The following is a 21,369-nucleotide window of genomic DNA, read 5'->3' as shown; positions in this document are numbered from 1 at the left end:
GCGTTCGTCGCGCGGCAATCAGGTACGGCCGGAAAGAGGGTGTGAGGTGGGTTCCCGGAGCAAGGCCCGGAAACGCGCGGTTGATCTGCTCTACGAGGCGGACCAGCGCGAGATGGACCCGGTGACGCTGCTGGCCGACCGCATCGGGGCGACTGAGGTCACGCCGATCCACGAGTACGCGCAACGGCTCGTCGAGGACGTCTCCGAACACCGGGAGCGCATCGACGAACTGCTCACCCAGCACTCCGAGGGGTGGACGCTCGACCGGATGCCGGCGGTGGACCGCTCGGTGCTGCGGCTCGGGGTGTGCGAACTGCTGTACGGCGAGGACGTCCCGGGCCCCGTCGTCATCGACGAGGCCGTGGAGATCGTCAAGGCGCTGTCCACCGACGACTCGCCGCGCTTCATCAACGGCGTCCTCGGGCGGCTCGCGAACCTCGCGCCGCGGCTGCGTCAGGAGGAGCAGGATCGGGCGGCCGAGCCGCAGCAGCAGGACTCCCCGTCGGAGGAGGCGTCCGGAGCAGCGCGAGCGGCGGAAGGGCAGTCCGACGAGGCGCAGCAGGCCGCCTCGGCCGAGTCGCGGGGGTCCGACACGACCGAGAGCTGAGCGGGCCTCCGCAGGAGCGGACGAACGCGGCGGCGGGCCGGACCCGGTGAGGGGTCCGGCCCGCCGCCGCGTTTCGCGCAGGTTGCCGGGTGCCCGCACTGCTGCGGCGCGCCGCCACCCGCGGCACGTCGCCGACCGCGCGTCGCGGGGTCGGGCACGTGGCGCTGCGGCGCTGGTGGACTCCGGCGCTGGCGGAACCCGGTGCTGACGGGCTCCAGCGCTGGCCGGGAGCTCAGCGCCGGCCGGGTCCAGCGTGACGCCCGGGTCCCGCGGGAGCTGCGGGCCCCGGGTGGCTGCCGGGGCGGTGCGGGCCGCTGCGGCGGAGCGCCTCCTGCTCGGGCAGGCCGCACACCTGCCCGAGCAGCGCGCTCCGCCTGCGGCGGTCGCGCGGGCGCGTCACTCCTCGCGCGCGGGGCGCGCTTCCGGCGGAAGCACTCCCCAGTCGATGAGCTGTTCGGTGAGCTCACCGGGCGTCATGTCGTAGATGATGGCCAGCGACCGCAGGTCCTCGGTGCGGATGGACAGCACCTTGCCGTTGTAGTCCCCGCGCTGGCTCTGGATCGTGGCCGCGTAGCGGGCCAGCGGCCCGACCTTCTCGGCGGGCAGCTGCTGCAGCCGCTCGAGGTTGATCACGACCTTCGTCGCCGGCTCGGCACCCGAGGGCACGCGGCCCTCCGGGAGCAGTTCCGCGACCGGAACGCCGTAGAAGTCGGCCAGCTCGGCCAGCTTCTGGACGGTCACCGCCCGGTCGCCGCGCTCATAGGACCCGACGACCACGGCCTTCCATCGCCCGCCCGACTTCTGCTCAACACCGTGCAGCGACAGTCCCTGCTGCTGGCGGATCGCGCGGAGCTTGCTGCCCAGCGCTTTGGCGTAGTCGCCCATGTGGCGTTTCTCCGTTCCCATTCGCCCCGTCAGTCGACACTGATGTCCGGGGAGGAAAGCTCAAATCAATACGGAGAGTAATGTTCGCTCGCGAGCGTCACCAGGTCAAGTTGGTCTTCCTCGGCTGGGGAGCGAGGACCACCACACCACCCGGACGTTTGACCTCCCAATGGTGATAGCGTACATGCCAGCCCGCAGGGCAGCGCTACCACCCGATGCCGCTGCTGAGGGGCTGATCACACACCATCCTTTAAGGACCCGTCCGGTGAGGCGGGGAAGGAGGTCAGACCGTGGCGTCACGCCAGCAGGCGGGCGCGGCGGACCCGGCCGAGCAGCGGGAGCTGCTGGCGGCTGGTGACGTTGCGCGCACGATCGCCAGGATCGCGCACCAGATCATCGAGAAGACCGCGCTGGATTCCGAGGGCAGCGACGTCGTCCTGCTCGGCATCCCGACCCGCGGCACCCCGCTCGCGCACCGGCTCGCCGAGCGCATCGCCGAGTTCAGCGGTGTGCAGGTGCCCTCCGGTGCGCTCGACATCACGCTCTACCGCGACGACCTGCGGCGCAGGCCGAACCGACCGCTCGAACCGAGCACCGTGCCCGCCCGCGGGGTCGACGACGCGCTCGTCGTGCTCGTCGACGACGTCCTCTACTCCGGCAGGACCGTGCGCGCGGCGCTCGACGCCCTGCGCGACCAGGGACGTCCGCGCGTGGTGCAGCTGGCCGTGCTCGCCGACCGCGGGCACCGGGAGTTCCCCATCCGCGCGGACTACGTCGGCAAGAACCTGCCGACCGCCCGCCACGAGGACGTCGCCGTCCGCCTCGCCGAGGTGGACGGAACGGACTCGGTGCTGCTGAGGCGGGGTGAGAAGCGGTGATGCGCCACCTGCTGTCCGCGGCGGACCTGGACGCCGGCACCGCGACCGCCGTGCTGGACACCGCCGACAGCCTCAAGCGGACCCTGCTGGGCCGCGAGGTCCGCAAGCTGCCCACGCTGCGCGGGCGGACCGCGATCACGATGTTCTACGAGAACTCGACGCGCACCCGGGTCTCCTTCGAGCTCGCCGGCAAGTGGATGAGCGCCGACGTGGTCAACGTCTCCGCCGGCGGGTCCTCGGTCGGCAAGGGCGAGTCGCTGCGGGACACCGCGCTGACCCTGTCGGCGACCGGCGCCGACTGCGTCATCGCCCGGCACCCGTCCTCCGGGGCACCGCAGCGGCTGGCCGAGTGGCTCGACGGGACCGGCACCCAGGTGGTCAACGCCGGGGACGGCATGCACGAGCACCCCACCCAGGCCCTGCTGGACGCCGCGACCCTGCGCGAACGGCTCGGCGGCCTCGCCGGGCGGCGCGTGGGCATCGTCGGTGACCTGCTGCACAGCCGCGTGGCGCGGTCCAACGTGCACCTGCTGCGCACGCTCGGCGCCGAGGTGGTGCTCGTCGCACCGCCCACGCTCGCGCCCGCGGGCGTGGAATCCTGGGGAGCGCCGGTCGTCCACGAGCTCGACCCCGAGCTGCCGCGGCTCGACGCGGTGATGACGCTGCGGGTGCAGGCCGAGCGGATGCACGGCGGCTTCTTCCCGTCCGAGCGCGAGTTCTCCCTCGCCTACGGCATGAACGCGCGCCGCCTGGCGCGGCTGCCGGAGCACGCCGTGGTGCTGCACCCCGGACCGATGCTGCGCGGCATGGAGATCGCACCGGCGGTGGCGGACTCGCCGCGCGCCACCGTGACCGAACAGGTCCGCAACGGAGTGCACGTGCGGATGGCCGTGCTCTACCACCTGCTGGCCGGAGAGGAGACCACGGCATGACCCGGGTGTTGCTCACCGACGTCCGGCCCTACGGCGCGGGCGATCCGCAGGACGTGCTCATCGACGACGGCGTGATCGCCGAGATCGCACCGGGGATCACCGCCACCCCCGACGAGACGGTCGAGGCCGGGGGCGCGGTGCTGCTGCCCGGCTTCGTGGACCTGCACACGCACCTGCGCGAACCCGGCCGGGAGGACGCCGAGACCGTGGGCAGCGGCGCCGCCGCGGCCGCCCTGGGCGGCTACACCGCGGTGTTCGCCATGGCCAACACCGACCCGGTGGCCGACAACGCGGTGGTGGTCGAGCACGTGTGGCGGCGCGGCCGGGAGGTCGGCCTGGTCGACGTGCACCCGGTCGGCGCGGTCACCCGCGGGCTGGCCGGCGAGAAGCTCGCCGAACTGGGCGGCATGGCCTCCTCGGCCGCCGGGGTGCGCGTGTTCTCCGACGACGGGCACTGCGTGCACGACCCGCTGGTCATGCGCCGCGCGCTGGAATACACCCGCGCCTTCGGCGGGGTGGTCGCCCAGCACGCCGAGGACCCGCGGCTGACCGCGGGCGCGCAGGCGCACGAGGGAGCCAACGCCGCCCGCCTGGGCCTGGCGGGCTGGCCCGCGCCGGCCGAGGAGTCCATCGTCGCCCGCGACTGCCTGCTGGCCGGGCACACCGGGGGCAGGCTGCACGTGTGCCACGTCTCCACCGCCGGCGCGGTCGAGCTGCTGCGCTGGTGGAAGTCCCAGGACCGGCCGGGACGCGCCACCGCCGAGGTCACCCCGCACCACCTGCTGCTCACCGACGAGCGGCTGGCCACGTTCGACCCGGTGAACAAGGTGAACCCGCCGCTGCGCGAGGCCGGCGACGTCACCGCGCTGCAGCGGGCGCTGGCCGACGGCACCGTCGACTGCGTGGCCACCGACCACGCGCCGCACGCCGAGCAGGACAAGGACAGCGAGTGGTCCGCGGCCCGACCGGGCATGCTCGGCCTGCAGACCGCCCTCGGGGTGGTGCTGCGGACGATGCAGCGCCCGGGGCTGCTCGACTGGCGCGGTGTGGCGCGCGTGCTCAGCGAACGTCCGGCGGAGATCGCCGGGCTGCCCGACCAGGGCCGGCCGATCGCGGTAGGCGAACCGGCGAACCTGGCCGTGGTCGACCCGGACGCCGAGTGGACGGTGCGGGGCGGTGAACTGGCCAGCACGGCGGTGAACACGCCGTACGAGGGCTGCACGCTGCCGGGACGCGTGCTGGCCACCGTGCTGCGCGGCCGCGTCACCGCGCACGAGGGCCGTGTCGCCGCGCAGAGCGGTGGGAGGTGCTGATGAGCCGCGCGCTGTGGGTGCTGGCGCTGGTCGCGCTGGCGGCGCTGTGCCTGTACGGCATGCGCCGGGGATGGCGGAACCGGGCGCGCAGGCAGGCGGCGGCGCTGCCGCCGCTGCCGCAGCCGCCCGCGGAGCTCGGCGGGGAGCTGGTGACCGCGCTGAGCGGGCTGTACGTGGGCACGGTCCACGCCGGGGACTGGCAGGACCGCATCGCCGCGTCCGGCCTCGGGGTCCGCTCCTCGGCGGTCGCGCGGCTGCACGCCGCCGGCCTGCTGATCGAGCGCGAGGGCGCGGACGACGTGTGGATCCCGGCTGAGGCGGTCTCCCGCGCCCGGGTGGACCACAAGCTGGCGAACAAGGTGGTGCCGGGGATCGGCCTGGTCGTGGTGACCTGGCGGCTCGGCGAGCACGAACTCGACACGGGTGTGCGCGGCGCGGACCGGGAGGCCCACCAGCGGTGGGCCGAGGCGGTCGACGTCCTCGCGCACCCGGAGCAGGCGGACGAGCAGACGGAGAACGGGCGGGCGGACGACCCGCTGCAGAAAGGTAAGGAAGCATGACCGCGCACGCGCCGGCCGCGCTGGCACTCGAGGACGGTCGGATCTTCCGTGGGCAGGCCTACGGCGCGGTGGGCAGCGCCCTCGGCGAGGTGGTGTTCACCACCGGGATGACCGGCTACCAGGAGACCCTGACCGACCCCTCCTACCACCGGCAGATCGTGGTGCAGACCGCACCGCAGATCGGCAACACCGGTTGGAACGACGAAGACGACGAATCACGGCGCATCTGGGTCGCCGGCTACGCCGTGCGCGACCCCGCGCGGCGCCCGTCGAACTGGCGCAGCACCCGCTCGCTGGAGGACGAGCTCGCGCGCCAGGGCGTGGTCGGCATCGCCGGGATCGACACGCGCACCCTGACGCGCCACGTGCGCGAGTTCGGCGCGATGCGCGGCGGCGTGTTCTCCGGGCCCGAGGTGGGCTCGGACGAGGAGATGCTGCGGCGGGTCACCGGCAGCACCGGCATGGTCGGCGCCGACCTGGCCGGTGACGTCACCACCGCCGAGCCCTACGTCGTGCCGGCGGCGGGCGAGGCCCGCTTCCGCGTGGCGGCGCTGGACCTGGGGATCAAGTCGAACACCCCGCGGATGATGGCCGAGCGCGGCATCGAGGTGCACGTGCTGCCCGCGGCCGCGACGCTGGAGGAGGTGCTGGCCACCGGCGCCGACGGGGTGTTCCTGTCCAACGGCCCGGGCGATCCGGCGACCACCGACCAGCAGGTCGAGCTGGCGCGGCGGGCCATCGACCGCGGACTGCCGCTGTTCGGGATCTGCTTCGGCAACCAGATCCTCGGCCGCGCGCTGGGCCGCGGCACCTACAAGCTGCCGTACGGCCACCGGGGCATCAACATCCCGGTGATCGACAACAGCACGGGCAAGGTCGCCATCACCGCGCAGAACCACGGCTTCGCCGTGGAGGGCGAGCCCGGTGAGGTCTTCGACAGCGACCTGGGCCGCGCGACGGTCAGCCACCACTGCGCCAACGACGGCGCCGTCGAGGGCCTGCGGATGCTCGACCGGCCCGCGTTCAGCGTGCAGTACCACCCCGAGGCGGCCGCCGGTCCGCACGACGCCGCCCCCCTGTTCGACGAGTTCGTGACGTTGATGAGTGAGGCCCGCTGATGCCGAAGAGGACGGATATCGAGCACGTGCTGGTCATCGGGTCGGGCCCGATCGTGATCGGCCAGGCGTGCGAGTTCGACTACTCCGGTACGCAGGCGTGCCGGGTGCTGCGCGCCGAGGGGATGCGGGTCTCGCTGGTGAACTCGAACCCGGCGACGATCATGACCGACCCGGAGTTCGCCGACGCGACCTACATCGAGCCGATCACCCCGGAGTCGGTGGAGAAGGTCATCGCCAGCGAGAAGGCGGCGGGGCGGCCGATCGACTGCCTGCTGGCCACGCTCGGCGGCCAGACGGCGCTGAACACGGCGATGCAGCTGCACGAGCGGGGGGTGCTCGCCTCCTACGGCGTCGAGCTCATCGGCGCGGACGTGGAGGCGATCCAGCGCGGTGAGGACCGCCAGCGGTTCAAGGACATCGTGCGCTCCATCGGCGGCGGCGTGCCGGAGAGCGCGGTGTGCCGGTCGATGGAGGAGGTGCGCGCCTTCGTCGAGGAGCACGACCTGCCGGTGGTCATCCGCCCCAGCTTCACCATGGGCGGCCTCGGCTCGGGGATGGCGCACACCCACGAGGAGCTCGAGCGGATGGCCTCGTTCGGGCTGTCCGAGTCCCCGGTGCACGAGGTGCTCATCGAGGAGAGCGTGCTCGGGTGGAAGGAGTACGAGCTCGAGCTGATGCGCGACCACGCCGACAACGTCGTCGTGGTCTGCTCCATCGAGAACGTCGACGCGATGGGCGTGCACACCGGCGACTCGGTGACCGTGGCGCCGTCGATGACGCTGACCGACCGCGAGTTCCAGAACATGCGCGACGTGGGCATGGCGGTGCTGCGCGAGGTCGGGGTGGACACCGGCGGGTGCAACATCCAGTTCGCCATCCACCCGCGCACCGGGCGCATGGTCGTCATCGAGATGAACCCGCGGGTGTCGCGCTCCTCGGCGCTGGCGTCGAAGGCGACGGGTTTCCCGATCGCCAAGATCGCCGCCAAGCTCGCCGTCGGCTACGCGCTGGACGAGATCAGCAACGACATCACCGGTGAAACGCCGGCGAGCTTCGAACCGACGCTGGACTACGTGGTGGTCAAGGCGCCGCGGTTCGCCTTCGAGAAGTTCCCCGGCGCGGACGCGGAGCTGACCACGACGATGAAGAGCGTCGGCGAGGCCATGGCCGTCGGCCGCAGCTTCTCCGAGGCCATGGGCAAGGCGCTGCGGTCGATGGAGACCAAGGCCGCCGGCTTCTGGACCACCCCGGACCCCTCCGGCGCCACGCTCGAGTCCGCGCTGGACCAGCTGCGCACGCCGCACGACGGCCGGCTGTACACGGTGGAGCGCGCGCTGCGGCTGGGCGCGGGCGCGGAGGCCGTGCACCACGCCTCCGGCATCGACCCGTGGTTCGTCGACCAGATCGCCGCGTGGGTCGAGCTGCGCGGCGAGATCGTCGGGGCCCCCGTGCTGGACGACGACCTGCTGCGGCGGGCCAAGCGCGCCGGGCTGTCGGACCGCCAGATCGCCGCGCTGCGGCCGGAGCTCGCCGGTGAGGACGGGGTGCGCGCGCTGCGCCACCGGCTCGCCATCCGCCCGGTGTACAAGACGGTGGACACCTGCGCCGCCGAGTTCGCCGCCCGCACGCCGTACCACTACTCGGCCTACGAGTCCGACCCGGCGGCCGAGTCGGAGGTCGCCGAGCAGCGCGAGCGGCCCAAGGTGATCATCCTCGGGTCGGGGCCGAACCGCATCGGGCAGGGCATCGAGTTCGACTACTCCTGCGTGCACGCCGCCATGGCGCTGCGCGAGGCCCCGGACAACTCCGGCCGCGGCTACGAGACGGTCATGGTCAACTGCAACCCGGAGACCGTCTCCACCGACTACGACACGGCCGACCGGCTCTACTTCGAACCGCTGACCTTCGAGGACGTGCTCGAGGTGGTGCACGCCGAGCAGGCCTCCGGCACGGTCGCCGGCGTCATCGTCCAGCTCGGCGGGCAGACCCCGCTGGGCCTGGCCGAGCGGCTCGCCGCGGAGGGGGTGCCGATCGTCGGCACGCCGCCGGAGGCGATCAACCTGGCCGAGGACCGGGGCGCGTTCGGCGACGTGCTGGCCGGCGCCGGCCTGCCCGCGCCGAAGTACGGCACCGCCACCAGCTACGAGGGCGCCAAGCGCATCGCCGACGAGATCGGCTACCCGGTGCTGGTGCGCCCGTCCTACGTGCTCGGCGGGCGCGGCATGGAGATCGTCTACGACGAGCACTCGCTGTCCGACTACATCTCGCGCGCGGCCGAGGTCAGCCCCGAGTACCCGGTGCTGGTCGACCGGTTCCTCGACGACGCCATCGAGATCGACGTGGACGCGCTCTGCGACGGCACCGACGTCTACCTCGGCGGCGTGATGGAGCACATCGAGGAGGCCGGGGTGCACTCCGGCGACTCGGCCTGCGCGCTGCCGCCGATCACGCTGGGGCGGCAGGACATCGAGAAGGTGCGGGCCTCCACCGAGGCGCTGGCCCGCGGCATCGGCGTGCACGGGCTGCTGAACGTGCAGTACGCGCTCAAGGACGACATGCTGTTCGTCCTCGAGGCCAACCCGCGCGCCTCCCGCACCGTCCCCTTCGTGTCCAAGGCCACCGGTGCCTCGCTGGCCAAGGCGGCCTCGCGCCTCATGCTCGGCGCCAAGATCGCCGAGCTGCGCGCGGAGGGCATCCTGCCCTCGGTCGGAGACGGGGCGGACGCCCCGGTGGACGCGCCGGTGGCCGTCAAGGAGGCGGTGCTGCCGTTCCACCGGTTCCGCACCCGCGAGGGCTACGGCGTGGACTCGCTGCTCGGGCCGGAGATGAAGTCCACCGGCGAGGTCATGGGCCTGGACGTGTCCTTCGGCGAGGCCTTCGCCAAGTCGCAGACCGGTGCCTACGGCTCGCTCCCCGTCTCGGGGCGGGCGTTCGTGTCCGTGGCGAACAAGGACAAGCGCGCGCTGATCTTCCCGGTGAAGCGCCTGGCCGACCTCGGCTTCGAGGTCCTGGCCACGCGCGGCACCGCGGAAGTGCTGTGGCGCAACGGGATCCCGGCCACGGTCGTGGGCAAGCACACCGAGGCCGGCGGGGGCGAGCGCGACATCGTGGCGATGGTCAAGGCCGGCGAGATCGACCTGATCATCAACACCCCGTACGGCAACCCGGGGCCGCGCGTCGACGGCTACGAGATCCGCACGGCGGCGGTGTCCCGCGACGTCCCCTGCGTGACCACGGTTCAGGGAGCCTCGGCCGCGGTGCAGGGCATCGAGGCCGGGATCAGTGGCACGATCGGCGTGCGAACCGTGCAGGACTTGCAGTCGACGCTGCGGCAGGGTGGTGAGCACCGGTGACAGCAGCTGGTGTGCGGGCCGGTTTCGGCCAGCGGTTGACCGAGGCGACCAGCGCGCGGGGGCCGCTGTGCGTCGGGATCGACCCGCACCCGTCCCTGCTGCACGCGTGGGGCCTGGAGGAAACGCCCGCGGGGATCGAGCGCTTCGCCATGGCGGCCGTGGAGGCGATGGGCGAGGAGGTCGCGGTCTTCAAGCCCCAGGCAGCGTTCTTCGAGGGCCACGGTTCGGCGGGCACGGCGGTGCTCGAACGGGTCGTGGCCGCCGCCAAGGAGGCGGGCGCGCTGGTGCTGCTGGACGTCAAGCGCGGCGACATCGGCTCCACCATGACCGCCTACGCCAAGGCCTACCTGGAGGAGAACGCGCCGCTGGCGGCCGACGCGGTGACCGTGTCGCCGTACCTGGGCTTCGGCTCGCTGGCGCCGGCGCTGGGCATCGCCGAGCAGACCGGCCGGGGCGTGTTCGTGCTGGCCCGCACGTCGAACCCGGAGGGCGCGACGCTGCAGCGGGCGCAGCAGGAGTCCGGCCGCGGAGTGGCGCAGTCGATCGTGGACGCCGCGGCCGAGGTCAACGCCGAGGCGCGCCCGATGGGGCACGTCGGGGCGGTCGTCGGGGCGACGATCCGTTCCTCGGAGCTGGACCTGTCGCACCTCAACGGGCCGATCCTGGCGCCTGGGCTCGGTGCCCAGGGCGGCACGGCGCAGAGCCTGCGGGCCGTCTTCGGGCCGGCGCTGCCGCGGGTGCTCCCGGCCACGGCGCGGGAGGTGCTCCGGCACGGGCCCGATCCGCAGAAGCTGCGCGCGGCCGCGGGGCGGCTCAACGAGGAGCTCGCCGGGGTGCTGACCCGGTAGGCGCCGGCGCAGCGCTCGCCGGTCCGGTGGGCCCGCCGTTGCGGGAGGGCCCACCGGAGTCGGCGGAGGGTGACCGGCAGGGTCACCGGGCGGGGGAGCGCAGGCGGCGCAGCCCCTGTGCGGCCACGATCAGCAGCAGCAGGGTGGAGATCGCGCACAGCGCGAGCAGCACGTGCTGCGCGGTGTTGTCGTAGCGCTCCGGTGACAGGTAGGTCGTCGGAGCGGTGCAGCGGATGTCCGCCCCGCCGTCGAACCACGCGTGCCCCGTGCGCGGCGGGGTCGGACTGCTCAGGCTGAACGAGTCCGGGGTGGTGCCGACGCGCAGGCTGCGCGGCATGCCCCGGTCGGGAGCGACGTGGCAGTGCACCGGCGGTTCGCGGTTGCTCACGAGCCCGAAGGGCTGCCCGCGGTGGAGCTCCACCCGGGCGGTGTGGGTGATCGCGATGCTGTTGCTGCCGAGGAGGTGCGAGGCGATCGCGCCTTCCGTGGAGACGAGGAACACCACGAACGTCGCCATCCAGCTCAGCAGGCACAGCAGGACCCAACGCACGAGCCGCGGCGTTTTTCTGGTCATCCGCGACATATCGGAACGGGTGGGTTGGGAAGTCACGATCAATTCCTATCAAACACGGCCGGAAGCGACCTGGGATCACCGGAATGCCCCGCGTTCGCGGCGGGTCGACCGGTCCCGCAGGTTCGTCCGGAAATCTGTGCCGAAAATGCGGGTGCGGTCCGGTACCGGCTCCCGCACGTGGATAGTAGCAGGCGCAGCGCTGCCACGTACGGGTGTTTCCGTGCTGTGACCGGGGGGAATCCGGATCGTCCGCTTCGTGGCGTGACGTGTGCGATCCGCGCGGTGCGGGGGGAGCGGTGCCGCTCGCGCCCCGGCGCGGAAGCCGCGCGGGATTCCCGGCGCGCTGGTCCGTCGGTTTTTCGGGAAAATCTTTTCGGGGTGGAATTGTCGGTGCGCCGCGGGCGCGGCGCGGAAGCGATTCAGGGTGTTCCGCAATTTCGGGGGCGCCGCGGTTTTCGCCGATTCGCGGTGCGCCGGAAGTCCGCGGTGCCGCTGGTGGGGCGGGCCCGGGGTCGCCGCCCCGCGGGCGTCGGCCCCGGTCCGGCGCGGCAGCGGTGCGGATGCCCCGTCGCCACCAGGGGTGTTCACGGGGCGAACGTGCTGCGTCCCCGGTTCGGGGGACGCGCGGGTGCGAGGTCTTGCTCACGTTGTGCTCGTGCGTATGCTGTGTCCGCCTGACCTGCGAGTACGCCGGTGTGCAGACCGAACCTCGCGCGCACTGCGCGAGAAACGGACACAACGGAAGAGTTCTGCTGAGGGTTAGTGCACTTCAGCGGCTTTGTTGGTAGTACTTGCAGCGGCCGTGGCGCCCGTGCAAGCCGTGTACGGGTGGTTGTCACGGACCGTGCGGCGGTTTGGTTGAATCGCGCCGGACAGACCGGGACCCCCGGTGGGGCCCGGCTGCGCGGGGTCGATACCGTCGCCGCACCGATCAAGAAAACCCCACATCACGGAGGACATGGTGGCCCTTCCCCAGCTGACCGAGGAGCAGCGGGCCGCAGCGCTGGAAAAGGCGGCTGCCGCCCGTCGCGCCCGAGCTGAGCTCAAGGAGCGCCTCAAGCGAGGCGGAACCAGCCTGGCGGAGGTCCTGGACACCGCGGACAACGACGAGGTCCTGGGCAAGATGAAGGTCTCCGCGCTGCTCGAAGCCCTTCCCGGCGTGGGCAAGGTCCGCGCGCAGCAGATCATGGAGCGGTTGGAGATCGCCAACAGCCGTCGGCTGCGGGGACTGGGTGAGCGGCAGCGCAAGGCCCTGCTCGCCGAGTTCACCGGCGAGTGAGCGACGCGGGAACCGGCGCTGAGCCGAGGCGCGCCCACCCGGGCGGGCCTCGGCTCACCGTCGTCTCCGGTCCGTCCGGCGTCGGGAAGTCCAGCGTGCTCGCCGAACTGCGGGCGAACGCCCCCGAGGTGTACTTCAGCGTCTCCGCGACCACCCGCCCGCAGCGGGAGGGCGAGCAGGAGGGCGTGCACTACCACTTCGTGGACACCGCCGAGTTCGAGCGGATGATCGCCGCCGGCGAGATGCTGGAGCACGCCCGCTACGCCGGCAACCTGTACGGAACGCCGCGCAAGCCCGTCGAGGCCGCGCTGGCCGCGGGGTACCCCGCCGTGCTGGAGATCGAGCTCCAGGGAGCCCGGCAGGTCCGGCAGGCGATGCCGGAGGCCCAGCTGGTCATGCTGCTGCCACCCTCGTGGGACGACCTGGTGCAGCGGCTGTCCGGCCGGGGCACGGAGGACCCCGAGGTGGTCGAGCGCCGCCTGGAGACCGCCCGGGCGGAACTGGCGGCTCGTGCGGAGTTCGACGCCTGCGTCGTCAACACCGAGCTGGGTTCCGCGACCCGGGAATTGCTAGGCTTGATTGCCGGCCCCGATCGGTGAAGACCCGGCTGCCCAGCAGTCCCGACTGCCGAGCAGCAGTACCGCGCCGAGCCCGCCGTCGCCGACAGGTCCGGTGCCGGCGCGACCCGGCTGACACGACTCGGCTGACGAGCCCGCCGGGAGCCCGCGAGCTCCCGGCGGGCCACCGGCGTCCGCGGGCGCGAGTCCGCTCGGCCCCGGCGCCGCGGCACGGGTCGTTGCGGCCGGGTGGATACTGGACTGCGGTAGTCCCCCGGGCTGCAGCAGCGACCGGGGTCGCAGCAGCGACCGGGCCCGATTCCGGCGCCACCGCCGCGCGGCACCGTCCGGTGCCGCTGCCCGACGTACGAGAGCAGGAGCCACCCACGTGAGCACCCCGAGCGCTCTGGCCGCGCTGAACAGCAGCCCGACCACCGACACCGCGGAAGGCATCACCTACCCGCCGATCGACGACCTGCTCGAGCAGGTCAGCTCCAAGTACGCGCTGGCGATCTTCGCCTCCCGCCGGGCGCGCCAGATCAACGACTACTACGCCCAGCTCGGCGAGGGCCTGCTGGAGTACGTGGGTCCGCTGGTCGAGCCGGGTCCGCGGGAGAAGCCGCTGTCGATCGCCCTGCGCGAGATCCACTCCGGCGTTCTCGAGCACACCGAGGGCGAATGACCGCCACCGAGTCCGAGCACCGGCCGCGCGTGGTGCTCGGGGTCAGCGGCGGCATCGCCGCCTTCAAGGCGTGCGAGGTGCTGCGTCGGTTGACCGAGACCGGTCACGACGTGCGGGCGGTGCCAACCGAGGCCGCCCTGCAGTTCGTCGGTGCGGCCACGTTCGAGGCCCTGTCCGGCCATCCCGTGGACACCGGCGTGTTCACCCGGGTCGACGAAGTGCAGCACGTCCGCCTGGGGCAGGAGGCCGACCTCGTGGTCGTCGTGCCCGCCACCGCGGACCTGCTGGCGCGCGCCGCGCACGGGCGGGCCGACGACCTGCTCACCTCCACGTTGCTCACCGCGCGGTGCCCGGTGCTGATGGTGCCCGCGATGCACACCGAGATGTGGGAGCACCCGGCCACCCGGGACAACGTGGCGCTGCTGCGCAGCCGCGGCGTGACCGTCGCCGAACCGGACCGCGGCCGGCTCACCGGGCCGGACAGCGGCAAGGGGCGGCTGCCGGAACCGGCGGAGATCGCCGATCTCGCCCGGCTGCTGCTGGCCGAACCGCGCGGGCTGCCGCGCGACCTCGACGGGCGGCGGGTCGTCGTCTCCGCGGGCGGCAACCGCGAGCCGCTGGACCCGGTGCGGTACCTGGGGAACCGCTCGTCCGGCCGCCAGGGCTACGCGCTGGCCAGGGTGGCCGCCCAGCGCGGGGCGGAGGTCACCCTCGTCGCCGCGCACACGGCCGACCTGCCGGACCCGGCGGGGGTGCGCATCGTGCGCGTCGGCACCGCCGAGGAGCTGCGCACCGTGATGCTGGCGGAGTCCGACGGGGCCGACGCCGTGGTCATGGCCGCTGCCGTGACCGACTTCCGGCCGGTCAACCGCACCGAGCACAAGGTGAAGAGGACCGACCGCGATCCGGATCCGGTGGAGCTGACCCGCAACCCGGACGTGCTGGCCGAGCTCGTCCGCGCCCGGCGGCAGGACGAGCTGCGCGCGGGCGTGATCGCCGGCTTCGCCGCCGAGACGGGGGACCCGAACACGACGGTGCTCGAGCACGGCCGCGCGAAGCTGGCCCGCAAGGGCTGCGATCTGCTCGTGGTCAACGCGGTCGGCGACGGGCGCGCCTTCGAGGTCGAGGACAACGACGGCTGGCTGCTCGCCGCCGACGGGACCGAGCATCCCATCCCGCACGGTGCGAAATCCCGGCTCGCCGCGTCCGTGTGGGATGCTGTGTCCGAGCAGCTGGACTTCCGGGGGCCCAGTGAGTGACGAAGCTAGGGGAGAGCCGTGAGCGAGCAGTCGAACCTGCGCGGCGGACGCAGGTTGTTCACCAGTGAGTCGGTGACCGAGGGTCACCCGGACAAGATGGCGGACGCGATCAGCGACTCCGTCCTCGACGAGTTGCTGCGCCACGACCCGCACTCGCGGGTGGCCGCCGAGACCATGATCACCACCGGCCAGGTGCAGGTCGCCGGTGAGATCACGACCGAGGCCTACGCCGACATCCCCGGGATCGTGCGCAGCACGCTGCTGGAGATCGGGTACGACTCCTCCGCCAAGGGCTTCGACGGCAACTCCTGCGGTGTGAACGTGGCCATCGACGCCCAGTCGCCGGACATCGCCCAGGGCGTGGAGAGCGGTTACGAGACGCGCGTCGAGGGCTCCGAGGACGAGCTCGAGAAGCAGGGCGCGGGCGACCAGGGCCTGATGTTCGGCTACGCCTGCAACGACACCGACGAGCTCATGCCGCTGCCGCTGGCCCTGTCGCACCGGCTCTCGCGGCGACTGGCCAAGGTCCGCAAGGACGGCGTGCTGCCGTACCTGCGCCCGGACGGCAAGACCCAGGTCACCGTCGAGTACGCCGGTGACCAGCCCGTGCGCCTGGACACGGTGGTGCTGTCGACCCAGCACGCGGCCGACGTCGACCTGCAGGGCACGCTCACCACCGACGTGCGCGAGCACGTGATCGCGCCGGAGGTCGACCGGCTGGGGCTGGACACCTCGGACGTGCGGCTGCTGGTCAACCCGACCGGTCGCTTCGTCGTGGGTGGTCCGATGGGTGACTGCGGCATCACGGGCCGCAAGATCATCGTGGACACCTACGGCGGTATGGCCCGGCACGGTGGCGGTGCCTTCTCGGGCAAGGACCCGTCGAAGGTGGACCGCTCGGCGGCGTACGCGATGCGCTGGGTGGCCAAGAACGCCGTGGCGGCGGGGCTGGCCGACCGCATCGAGGTGCAGGTGGCCTACGCGATCGGCAAGGCCGCGCCGGTGGGGCTGTTCGTGGAGACGTTCGGCACGGAGAACGTGGACCCGGTCAAGATCCAGGCCGCGATCAACGAGGTCTTCGACCTGCGCCCGGCCGCGATCGTGCGCGACCTGGACCTGCTGCGCCCGCTGTACGCGCAGACCGCGGCCTACGGCCACTTCGGCCGGACCGACCTCGACCTGCCGTGGGAGCGCACCGACCGGGTCGAAGCGCTGCAGCAGGCCGCGGCGGCCTGACCGGCAGGTCCCCGACCAGCAGAACCTGAGCGGCACACCCCCGGCAGCAGGTTCCGGGCGCTGAGGCGCTGACCGGGAGGCTCCACCGCGCTTACCGTGGGTGCATGGGCGGGCTCGCGGTGGTGCAGCGGACCTTCGAACCGTACGGTCCGTCGCACTGGGTGCTCATCGCGCTGCTGCTGGTCGGGGCCGTGCTGCTGGTCCTGCTCGGCCGGCGGCTCGGCGCGCACCGCACCGCGTTCGCCCGCGGCTTCGCGGTGGTGATCGTCGCGTTCCAGCTCCCGCTGCTGGTGTGGGGGATGCTGCCGCCCCGCTGGGACGTGGCGGACTCGCTGCCGCTGCACCTCTGCGACCTGGCCTGGCCGGTGGCGGCGTACGCGCTGTGGACGCGGCGGCAGTGGGCCTACGCGCTGACCTATTACTGGGGCCTGACGCTCACCCCGCAGGCGGTGGTCACGCCCGCGCTGGACGCGCCGGACTTCCCGCACTGGGTGTTCGTCGAGTTCTGGGGCCAGCACCTGCTCGTCGTGTGGGTGGCCGTGTTCCTCACCTGGGGTGCCGGGATGCGGCCGACGTGGTGGGACTGCGGCCGCTCGCTGCTGGTCACGGTGTGCTGGGGACTGGCGATGCTCGGGTTCAACGCCTGGGCGGGCAGCAACTACGGCTACGTCACGGAGAAACCGGAGAACCCCTCGCTGCTGGACCTGTTCGGCGGCTGGCCCGCCTACCTCGGTGTCGCGCTGGTGGTCGGCGCGTGCGCCTGGGCTGCGGTCACGCGCCCGTGGACGGGCCGCTGGCCGTGGTCTCCGGTGCCGCGGTGACCCCGTCCGCGGACGGCAGCGCGTAGCCCTGCTGGCGCCACGCCTCGTACACGGCCACCGCCGCCGAGTTCGCCAGGTTCATCGAGCGGATTCCGGGGCGCATGGGGATGCGCAGCTCCCGGGTCGCTTCGGCGCGCACCTCGGTGGGCAGCCCCACCGACTCCGGACCGAACAGCAGCACGTCACCGGCCTCGTAGGACGCGGTGCTGAAGCACTGCTCGGCCTGCACCGTGAACGCGAACACCCGCCCGGGGCGGATCGCCTCCCACGCCGCGGCCAGGTCGCGGTGCACGTGCAGCGCGGCGCGGTCGTGGTAGTCCAGGCCGGCCCGGCGCAGCTTCGCGTCCTCCACCGAGAAGCCCAGCGGTTCGACCAGGTGCAGCGCGGCGCCGCAACCGGCCGCCATGCGGATGGCGTTGCCGGTGTTCCCGGGGATTTCCGGTTGGTAGAAGACCACGTGAAACACCTGGAACCGTATCGCACCCGGCCGGCGCGCCCGCGGCGGCGCGGGCTCCGCCGGGCGTGCGCGCGGGCACCCCGCCGCGTTCTGGTATGCAAGGAGCATGGCGACGCGGGGGAAGGCTCAGCAGCGGACTCCGGCGGAGCACCTGCCGATCGCCCGCGTCCTCGTCGACGTCGCCCTGCCCGCGCACCTGGACCGCACCTTCGACTACCGGGTGCCCGAGCACCTGTCCGCGACGGCGCGGGTGGGCTGCCGGGTGCGGGTGCGCTTCCGGGGCAAGCTCGCCGACGGGTTCGTCCTCGAACGCGCGGGGAGCACCGACTTCCCCGGCAAGCTCGCCTGGCTGGAGCGCGTCGCCTCCGCCGAGCCGGTGCTCACCCCCGAGCTGCTGGAGCTGTGCCGCGGCGTCGCCGCCCGCTACGGCGGCATGGTCTCGGACGTGGTGCGGTTGGCCGTGCCTCCGCGATCGCCCTCGGGGGAGAGGACCGCGCCGACCGGGCCCGCCGCGGCGCCCGCCCGTCCCGCCGCCGAGGCGTGGCAGCGCTACGCCCGCGGTCCCGCCTTCCTCGACGCGCTCGCCGGTGAGCGCGGCCCCCGCGCCGTGTGGCAGGCGTTGCCGGGGGAGGACTGGCCGCGGCGGCTCGCGGAGGCCGGTGCCACGGCGGCCTCCTCCGGCAGGGGTGCGCTGCTGGTGGTGCCCGACCACCGCGACCTGGCGCGGCTGCACGAGGCCTGCGTCGAGCTGCTCGGAACCGGCGGGGTGGTTGCGCTGACCGGGGAACTGCCCCCGGCCGAGCGGTACCGGCGGTGGCTGGCGGTGCTGCGCGGCTGCGCCCGCGTCGTCGTCGGCACCCGCGGCGCCATGTTCGCGCCGGTGCGCGACCTCGGTCTCGCCGCCGTGTGGGACGACGGGGACGAGCTGCACAGCTACCCGCAGGTGCCCTATCCGCACGTGCGGGACGTGCTCACCCACCGCGCGCACAGCAGCGGTGCCGGGCTGCTCGTGGGCGCGTTCGCCCGCACCGCGGAAGCGCAGCTGCTCGTCGAGTCCGGCTGGGCACCGGAGATCACCGCCGACCGCGGCACCGTGCGCGCCGCGTCCCCGCGGATGACCGCCATCGGTGAGCACGACTCCCAGCTCGCCCGCGATCCCGCCGCCCGCGCGGCCCGCCTGCCGTCGGTGGCCTTCGACGCGGCCCGCGCAGCGCTGCAGCGCGAGGCCCCGGTGCTCGTGCAGGTCCCGCGCAGGGGCTACGTGCCGGCCCTGGCGTGCGCCGACTGCCGGGAACGCGCCCGCTGCCGCCACTGCGCCGGACCGCTGGCGCTGTCGTCGCACGGCGACGGCGGGGCGCGGCCCGCGTCCTGCCGGTGGTGCGGGGCGACCGAGGCCGCGTTCCGCTGCCCGCAGTGCGGCTCGCGGCGGCTGCGCGCCGTCGCCGTCGGCGCCGAGCGCACCGCCGAGGAGCTCGGACGCGCGTTCAGCAACGTGCCCGTGCGCACCTCGGGTGCGGGGGACGTGCTGGCCACCGTGCCCGCGAGACCCGCGCTGATCGTGTCGACACCGGGGGCGGAACCGGCCGCCGAGGGCGGCTACGGGGCCGCGCTGCTGCTCGACGGCAGCACCCTGCTCGGCAGGCCGGAACTGCGGGCGACCGAGACCGCGCTGCGGCTGTGGTTCACCGCCGCGGCCCTCGTGCGCCCGGCGAGCGCGGGCGGGCGCGTCGTCGTCATGGCCGACTCCGACCTGCAGCCCGTGCAGGCGCTGGTGCGCTGGGATCCGGGGTGGTACGCGGAGCTGGAACTGGCCGAGCGCGAGCAGCTCGGATTCCCGCCCGCCCGCCGCGTCGCCGCCGTCGACGGCACTCCCGAAGCCGTGGAGTCCCTCGTGGACTCGGCCGAACTGCCCGACACGGCCGAGGTGCTCGGCCCCGTGCCGCTCAGCGAGATCGCGGGCGCGAGCGCCGCCGACGAGGAGGACGAGCGCGAGCGCTTGCTGGTGCGCGTGGACCGGAGCGAAAGCCGAGCCCTGGCGCAGTCCCTGCACGCGGCGCAGGTCGCGCGCGCCGCGCGGAAGGCCAGCGAGCTGCGGGTCCGACTCGACCCGCTGGAGATGATCTAGCGGTCGCCGCTGCTGCGGTTCGCTGCTGCGACCGCCGCCGGGCGCTCAGCGCGGCGGCGGGCTCGTCCCCCGACCGAGCGGCGGCACGTCCCTCAGGCGTCGGGGATGTTCTCGAGGACCTCGGTGGCGATCGTGTCGGCGTAGCCGCAGGGGTCCTGCATCTCGGGTGCCTTGCCGCCGGTGCGGGTGAAGTCGACGCGGAACGACGCGCTGTCGGGGACGCCGACGTCCGTGGAGCAGAGGCGGCTCTGCCGGCCCTCGTGGTTGGCGGGATATCCCTGCACCTCGGCGGGCGGGGCGCAGCCGGCGAGGCCGAGCGCGGCGAGCCGCGGTGGGGCCGAGGGCGGTGCGGGCGGAGCACGGTCGTGGTCCTCACAGTTGCCGGGATGTCGCTTCGTCGTCGGTGGCGCGGTGGTCGCGCTGGGCTGCTTCCAGCTGCTCGATCTGGCTCTGCAGCCGATCGATGGTCTTGTCGACGACCCAGGCGAGCTGGCCCGGCTCCTCGCCGGCCATGTTCCCCGGGGACTGCTTGATCTTCCGGCTGACCTCGTCCTCGGCCGGGCCGGCGAACTCGCGCAGGTCCGTGGCTCTGCGTTGGATCATCCGCAGTTTCTCTGCTGGAGTTCGAGCGATCAGTGCCTGGTCCGGAGAGCACTGCACAACCCCGCGCCGGCGGGCGGGCCGGAATCGGGGCATTCGATGCGCGCCCGCTCGCATCACCCGGCAGCACCGGCCGGGGCGGGCCGGCGGTTGCGGAGCGGGCGCCGGAGGCGCAGCGCCTGCTGGGCCCGCTCCGCCCGCTGCGGGACTCCCGGTTTCCTGCGAGGGCGGTTTCCTGCGAGGGCGGTTTCCTGCGAGGGCGGTTTCCTGCGAGGTCCCGGCACCGCTCGCCGTTCAGCCCGTGGACTTGGACAGCAGGGTCAGCTCCTCCTGCGTCAGCTCCAGCTCGACCGAGGCCAGCAGGGCTTCGAGCTGGTGCAGGTCGCGGGCGCTGGCGATCGGCGCCGTCACGCTCGGCTGCTGCCGCAGCCAGGCCAGGGACACGGCCGTCGGGGTGCTGCTGTGCGCGGCGGCGACCTCGTCGAGGGCGGCCAGCGCGCGCTGCCCGCGTTCGTCGAGGTAGGCCAGCGCGCCTTCCGCGCGCGGCCCGTCGGCGGTGCCGTCGTTCGTGCGGTACTTGCCGGTCAGGAAGCCCTTGGCCAGCGAGTAGTACGGCAGCACGCCGAGCCCTTCCCGGTGGGCCAGGTCGGCCAGCTCGGTTTCGTAGTCCCGCTCCACGAGGTTGTAGTGCGGCTGCAGCGCGACGTAGCGGGGCAGCCCGTCCCGGTCGGCCGCGCGCAGCGCCGCGTCGAGCCGCTCGGCGCTGAAGTTCGACGCGGCGATGTGGCGCAGCTTGCCGGCGCGGACGAGCTCGTCGAGCGCGCCGAGGGTCTCCTCCACCGGTACCGACGGGTCGTCGAAGTGCACGTAGTACAGGTCGATGTGGTCGGTCCCCAGCCGCCGCAGCGAGTCCTCGGCCGCGGCGCGGATCGCCGGTGCGGTGGTCCCGTTGTTCGGCGGGAGCGCACCGCCCTTGGTCGCGAGGACGACGTCGTCGCGCCGGCCGCGCCGCCGCAGCCAGTCGCCGATGATCGTCTCGGACTCGCCGCCGGAGTTGCCGGTGGCGAACGCGCTGTACACGTCCGCCGTGTCGATGAAGTTGCCACCCGCCGCGGTGTAGGCGTCGAGCACGGCGAAGGACTGCTCCTCGTCGGCGGTCCAGCCGAAGACGTTGCCGCCGAGGTTGAGGCCGAACACGTCGAGGTCGCTGTTTCCGATCGTGGTCATGCCACCGACCCTAGCCCAGTTCGCGCGGAGGCCCAGTTCGCGCGGGTGCCGGCCCGCC

The 21,369-nt window shown here is 73.4% G+C and carries 20 protein-coding genes and 1 pseudogene; 15 read left to right on the top strand and 6 right to left on the bottom strand.

Annotation, left to right across the window (positions count from 1 at the left end):
- Positions 1–46: 46 nt before the first annotated feature.
- A pseudogene (gene nusB / locus ACVGV0_RS16170) lies at positions 47–454 on the top strand (transcription antitermination factor NusB); the annotation flags it as partial.
- Positions 455–1,003: 549 nt separating this feature from the next.
- On the opposite strand, the gene bldD reads toward nusB, so the two are convergent.
- Entirely contained in the window at positions 1,004–1,492 is a 489-nt protein-coding gene (gene bldD, locus ACVGV0_RS16165; RefSeq protein WP_010311046.1) for a transcriptional regulator BldD, read from the bottom strand.
- 290 nt (positions 1,493–1,782) lie between these two features.
- Here bldD and pyrR point away from each other — a divergent pair, with 290 nt between their 5' ends.
- The 7 genes from pyrR to pyrF are packed head-to-tail and all read left to right on the top strand — an operon-like array spanning position 1,783 to position 10,494.
- The gene (gene pyrR, locus ACVGV0_RS16160; RefSeq protein ID WP_459156521.1) at positions 1,783–2,370 is read left to right on the top strand and encodes a bifunctional pyr operon transcriptional regulator/uracil phosphoribosyltransferase PyrR; all 588 of its coding nucleotides are present in this window, start codon (positions 1,783–1,785) and stop codon (positions 2,368–2,370) included.
- A complete protein-coding gene (locus ACVGV0_RS16155) occupies positions 2,370–3,302 on the top strand; it encodes an aspartate carbamoyltransferase catalytic subunit (RefSeq protein WP_459156520.1) in 933 nt (310 codons plus the stop codon). The genes pyrR and ACVGV0_RS16155 overlap by 1 nt, the downstream gene beginning before the upstream one ends.
- Complete coding sequence (locus tag ACVGV0_RS16150) at positions 3,299–4,615, top strand: dihydroorotase (protein WP_459156519.1); 1,317 nt, start codon at positions 3,299–3,301, stop codon at positions 4,613–4,615. Before ACVGV0_RS16155 ends, ACVGV0_RS16150 begins: the two co-directional genes overlap by 4 nt.
- Complete coding sequence (locus tag ACVGV0_RS16145) at positions 4,615–5,175, top strand: PH-like domain-containing protein (RefSeq protein ID WP_459156518.1); 561 nt, start codon at positions 4,615–4,617, stop codon at positions 5,173–5,175. The genes ACVGV0_RS16150 and ACVGV0_RS16145 overlap by 1 nt, the downstream gene beginning before the upstream one ends.
- Positions 5,172–6,293 carry a glutamine-hydrolyzing carbamoyl-phosphate synthase small subunit gene (carA, locus tag ACVGV0_RS16140; RefSeq protein WP_459156517.1) on the top strand — a complete coding sequence of 374 codons (1,122 nt, stop codon included), beginning with the start codon at positions 5,172–5,174 and terminating at the stop codon, positions 6,291–6,293. The genes ACVGV0_RS16145 and carA overlap by 4 nt, the downstream gene beginning before the upstream one ends.
- Positions 6,293–9,646: a carbamoyl-phosphate synthase large subunit gene (gene carB, locus ACVGV0_RS16135; RefSeq protein ID WP_459156516.1), complete on the top strand. Its 3,354-nt coding sequence runs from the start codon at positions 6,293–6,295 to the stop codon at positions 9,644–9,646. Before carA ends, carB begins: the two co-directional genes overlap by 1 nt.
- Positions 9,643–10,494 (top strand): orotidine-5'-phosphate decarboxylase, encoded by an 852-nt coding sequence (gene pyrF / locus ACVGV0_RS16130; RefSeq protein ID WP_459156515.1) that lies wholly within the window; start codon positions 9,643–9,645, stop codon positions 10,492–10,494. Before carB ends, pyrF begins: the two co-directional genes overlap by 4 nt.
- An 82-nt stretch (positions 10,495–10,576) precedes the next feature.
- Here the strand turns inward: pyrF and ACVGV0_RS16125 are convergent, their stop codons facing one another.
- The gene (locus ACVGV0_RS16125; RefSeq protein ID WP_459156514.1) at positions 10,577–11,068 is read right to left on the bottom strand and encodes a hypothetical protein; all 492 of its coding nucleotides are present in this window, start codon (positions 11,066–11,068) and stop codon (positions 10,577–10,579) included.
- A gap of 961 nt (positions 11,069–12,029) precedes the next feature.
- On the opposite strand from ACVGV0_RS16125, the gene mihF reads away from it, so the two are divergent.
- The 6 genes from mihF to ACVGV0_RS16095 all read left to right on the top strand — a co-directional run bounded on the left by mihF (position 12,030) and on the right by ACVGV0_RS16095 (position 16,902).
- Complete coding sequence (mihF, locus tag ACVGV0_RS16120) at positions 12,030–12,347, top strand: integration host factor, actinobacterial type (protein WP_459160032.1); 318 nt, start codon at positions 12,030–12,032, stop codon at positions 12,345–12,347.
- On the top strand, positions 12,344–12,946 hold the full coding sequence (gene gmk / locus ACVGV0_RS16115; RefSeq protein ID WP_459156513.1) for a guanylate kinase: 603 nt from the start codon (positions 12,344–12,346) through the stop codon (positions 12,944–12,946). Before mihF ends, gmk begins: the two co-directional genes overlap by 4 nt.
- 346 nt (positions 12,947–13,292) lie before the next feature.
- Entirely contained in the window at positions 13,293–13,586 is a 294-nt protein-coding gene (gene rpoZ / locus ACVGV0_RS16110) for a DNA-directed RNA polymerase subunit omega (RefSeq protein WP_459156512.1), read from the top strand.
- Entirely contained in the window at positions 13,583–14,845 is a 1,263-nt protein-coding gene (coaBC, locus tag ACVGV0_RS16105; protein ID WP_459156511.1) for a bifunctional phosphopantothenoylcysteine decarboxylase/phosphopantothenate--cysteine ligase CoaBC, read from the top strand. The genes rpoZ and coaBC overlap by 4 nt, the downstream gene beginning before the upstream one ends.
- Before the next feature lie 36 nt (positions 14,846–14,881).
- The gene (metK, locus tag ACVGV0_RS16100) at positions 14,882–16,081 is read left to right on the top strand and encodes a methionine adenosyltransferase (protein WP_459160031.1); all 1,200 of its coding nucleotides are present in this window, start codon (positions 14,882–14,884) and stop codon (positions 16,079–16,081) included.
- A 104-nt stretch (positions 16,082–16,185) separates the two neighbouring features.
- Entirely contained in the window at positions 16,186–16,902 is a 717-nt protein-coding gene (locus ACVGV0_RS16095) for a YwaF family protein (protein WP_459156510.1), read from the top strand.
- Here the strand turns inward: ACVGV0_RS16095 and ACVGV0_RS16090 are convergent.
- Entirely contained in the window at positions 16,853–17,368 is a 516-nt protein-coding gene (locus ACVGV0_RS16090; RefSeq protein WP_459156509.1) for a tRNA (cytidine(34)-2'-O)-methyltransferase, read from the bottom strand. The genes ACVGV0_RS16095 and ACVGV0_RS16090 overlap by 50 nt on opposite strands.
- A 97-nt stretch (positions 17,369–17,465) precedes the next feature.
- Between ACVGV0_RS16090 and ACVGV0_RS16085 the strand changes: the two genes are divergently transcribed.
- Positions 17,466–19,484, top strand: coding sequence for a primosomal protein N' (locus ACVGV0_RS16085; RefSeq protein ID WP_459156508.1), 2,019 nt, complete (start codon positions 17,466–17,468; stop codon positions 19,482–19,484).
- Between the two features lie 92 nt (positions 19,485–19,576).
- On the opposite strand, the gene ACVGV0_RS16080 is transcribed toward ACVGV0_RS16085, so the two are convergent.
- From ACVGV0_RS16080 to ACVGV0_RS16070, 3 genes are all read right to left on the bottom strand, one after another.
- A complete protein-coding gene (locus tag ACVGV0_RS16080) occupies positions 19,577–19,768 on the bottom strand; it encodes a DUF3558 family protein (protein WP_459156507.1) in 192 nt (63 codons plus the stop codon).
- Between the two features lie 88 nt (positions 19,769–19,856).
- The gene (locus tag ACVGV0_RS16075) at positions 19,857–20,087 is read right to left on the bottom strand and encodes a hypothetical protein (protein ID WP_459156506.1); all 231 of its coding nucleotides are present in this window, start codon (positions 20,085–20,087) and stop codon (positions 19,857–19,859) included.
- Between the two features lie 291 nt (positions 20,088–20,378).
- Positions 20,379–21,311 carry an aldo/keto reductase gene (locus ACVGV0_RS16070; RefSeq protein ID WP_459156505.1) on the bottom strand — a complete coding sequence of 311 codons (933 nt, stop codon included), beginning with the start codon at positions 21,309–21,311 and terminating at the stop codon, positions 20,379–20,381.
- Positions 21,312–21,369 lie beyond the last annotated feature (58 nt).

Source organism: Salinifilum ghardaiensis, from assembly GCF_054491345.1.
The sequence above is the reverse complement of the archived record's forward strand: the minus strand, read 5'-3'. Positions and strand labels throughout refer to the sequence as shown.